Origin of the sequence: Inquilinus sp. YAF38 (genome assembly GCF_052113205.1) — a bacterium.
In the GTDB taxonomy this organism is placed as follows: domain Bacteria; phylum Pseudomonadota; class Alphaproteobacteria; order DSM-16000; family Inquilinaceae; genus Inquilinus.
In genome coordinates this window covers 1-2,679 of the sequence record NZ_JBFRCU010000189.1, presented here as the reverse complement: position 1 = coordinate 2,679, position 2,679 = coordinate 1, and the positions used below count along the sequence as shown (strand labels likewise).

The 2,679-nt window shown below is 75.4% G+C and carries 2 protein-coding genes; both read left to right on the top strand.

Annotated elements, in window-relative coordinates; all coding sequences use genetic code 11:
* Positions 1 to 1,171 (top strand): peptidoglycan-binding protein (locus AB4Z01_RS36080; RefSeq protein ID WP_441701649.1); only part of this gene is annotated, 1,171 nt, incomplete at its 5' end.
* Positions 1,172 to 1,355: 184 nt separating this feature from the next.
* Positions 1,356 to 2,679, top strand: a 1,324-nt coding sequence (locus AB4Z01_RS36075) for a DUF6600 domain-containing protein (RefSeq protein WP_441701647.1), incomplete at its 3' end; no start/stop codon positions are given.

Below are 2,679 nucleotides of genomic sequence, written 5' to 3'. Positions count from 1 at the left end.
GGGCCATTATCACAGCCCGGTCGACGGCCGGTTCGGCGACGGCACCAGGCGCGCGATAGCGCTTTACCAGCGCGCCGGCGGCGGCGCCGCCACCGGCCGGCTGACCCAGGCCCAGGTCGATGCGCTGCTGGCCGACCCGGCGACGGCACCGCCGCGGCCCCTCGTTCGGCAAGCGGAGGCACCGGCCAAGCCGGAGGCGGCGATGCCTGCCCGGCCGGCGCCCGGCTCCGGTCAGACGCCCTCCGCGTCGTCCGAGGCCGCCGCAGCGCCGGCGTCGGACGCGCCCGCTCCTGTGGAGGCGGCACCACCCGCTGCCGCACCGGAGGCTCAGGCATCCGCCGCTGAGCCACCGGCCGCCGCACCTCCCGCGCCGGCAGAGACGAGCACGCCTGCCTCCGCCCCGGCCACCGACGCGCCTCCGGCTGCAGCTCCGCCACCGCCGGCCGGTGAGGCGCAGTCCGCGCCGGCCGCCCCGATCGCTCCGACCCAGCCCGCCGCCCCCCCGGCCGATGCGACGATGGTGCCCTCGGCCCGGGTCGCCGCCCGGCTGATCGAGGCGCTGCGCCACTGGCCGCAGCCGCCGGTGGTGACCGCGATGCCCGCGCCGGACGCGGCGCCGACGGCCCCGGATCCCTTCGCCGAGCTCTATGGCCGGCTGCGCGGCCATGCCGCCAATGGCGAGATGCCGGCGGTGCAGGCGGGCCGCTACGAGCTGGTCGGCATGGCGCTGCTCGAGCACGGCGCCGAATCGACCCAGATGCTCGACGCAGACCTGTTGCTGGTGCAGGCCGCCCAGGCGCTCGACGCGCGCGACGAGGCCCGACGAGGCCTGGCCGCGGCGGCACCCCTGATCGGCCGGCTGGGCAGCGGCGAGAGCCGGCGGTCGCGGCAATCGCTGGAAGCGGCGACGGCCTGGCTGGGACTGCGCATCGTCGCCGCCGACCTGCTGGAGGCGATCGCGGCGGCGAAGGCCGAGCCGCTGGACGGCACCACCGCCGACCGCATGTCGGAGCGGCTGGACCAGATCGAGCAGGTCATGGCCCAGGCCCAGGACGGCGTCGACGAGCTGGCGGCCCAGGCCCTGTTCCTGCGCGCCGCGGTGCTGGCCTCGGCCGGGCGGATGCCGGACGATGCCGAGCTGAGGGCCGAGATCGATCGCCTGCTGAAGTAAGGCTGCCGCCGGCCCCCTCACCGCGAATTCATCTCCGGGCCAGCCTTCTGCAAGGGTGCCCCACCTAGCCTCGGGCCCTGCGGACGTGCGCTTGCCCCGGCCTCGGGCTTCGGCCCTTTGCCGGCGCCGAACGGGGACAGCCGGCTGCCCGGCCTTCAGCGAGGCCGGCGGCCGAGGAGGATGGATGAAAGCGCGGATCCTGACGGGGGTCGCCGCGGCGGCCCTGCTCTGCGGCATCGTTCCGGCCCGAGCGGATGATGATCCGCCGGCCCGGGTCGGGCGGCTGGCCGATGTTTCGGGCGCGGTGTCGCTGCGCCCCGACCCGGCCCAGCCCTGGGCCGTCGCCGCCCGCAACCAGCCGGTGACCTCCGGCATGTCGCTCTGGACCGAGCCGCAGGCCCGGGCGGCGCTGGAGATCGGCCCGGCCGAGCTGCATCTCGGCGACCAGGCCGAGCTGGACATCCAGCGGCTCGACGACCAGGCCTTCGTCGCCCAGCTGGGCCAGGGCTCGGTCAACATCGACATCGCCGACCTGCAGGCGGGCGAGACCTGGACGGTCGACACCCCGCGCGGCACGGTCACGCTGGACCGGCCGGGCGAGTACCGCATCGACGCCGGAACCACCCAGGATCCGACCCAGGTGGTGGTGTTCTCCGGCGAGGCGCAGATCGCCGGCGGGCCGGACGGGCCGGTCGACATCCAGGGCGGCGAGACCGGGGTGGCCGGCGGCAGCGATCCATTCAGCTACACCCTGGCGCAATCGGCCGACCACAGCCCGCTGGACGACTGGGCCGACGGCCGGATCCGGGCGGCGTCCGCGACGCCGCGCTACGTCTCGCGCGCCATGACCGGCTATCAGGACCTGGACGCCGCCGGCACTTGGCATGAGACCCCGACCTACGGCACGGTCTGGTACCCGACCGACGTGCCGGCCGACTGGGTGCCGTACCGTTACGGCCGCTGGGATCATGACGACCGCTGGGGCTGGACCTGGGTCGATGACCAGCCCTGGGGCTTCGCGCCCTTCCATTACGGCCGCTGGGCCCGGGTCGACGACCGCTGGGGCTGGGTGCCCGGCCCGGTCGAGGCGCATCCGGTCTATGCCCCGGCCCTGGTCAGCTTCTTCGCCGGCGCCGCGGTCGGCGCCGCCATCACCGCGGCGGCCGACAGCCACCCGATCGGCTGGTACCCGCTGGGCCCGGGCGAGACCTACCGCCCGCCCTACCGGGTCAGCGACACCTATGTCCGGAACGTCAACGTCACCAACATCCGGAACGTCGAGATCAACCGGATCAACAACACCGTCACCAACATCCACAACGGCCCGACCACGATCGTCGAGGACGGCGCCAACCGGCGCTTTGCCACGGTCGTGCCGGCGCAGGTCCTGGCCGGGCGCCAGCCGGTGGCGCATGCCGCGCTGCCGGTGGCGGCGGACCAGCTGGACCATGCCCGGCTGACCCCGGTCGCGGCCCTGCCCCATCCGGAGGCCCCGGCCGCCGGCCAAC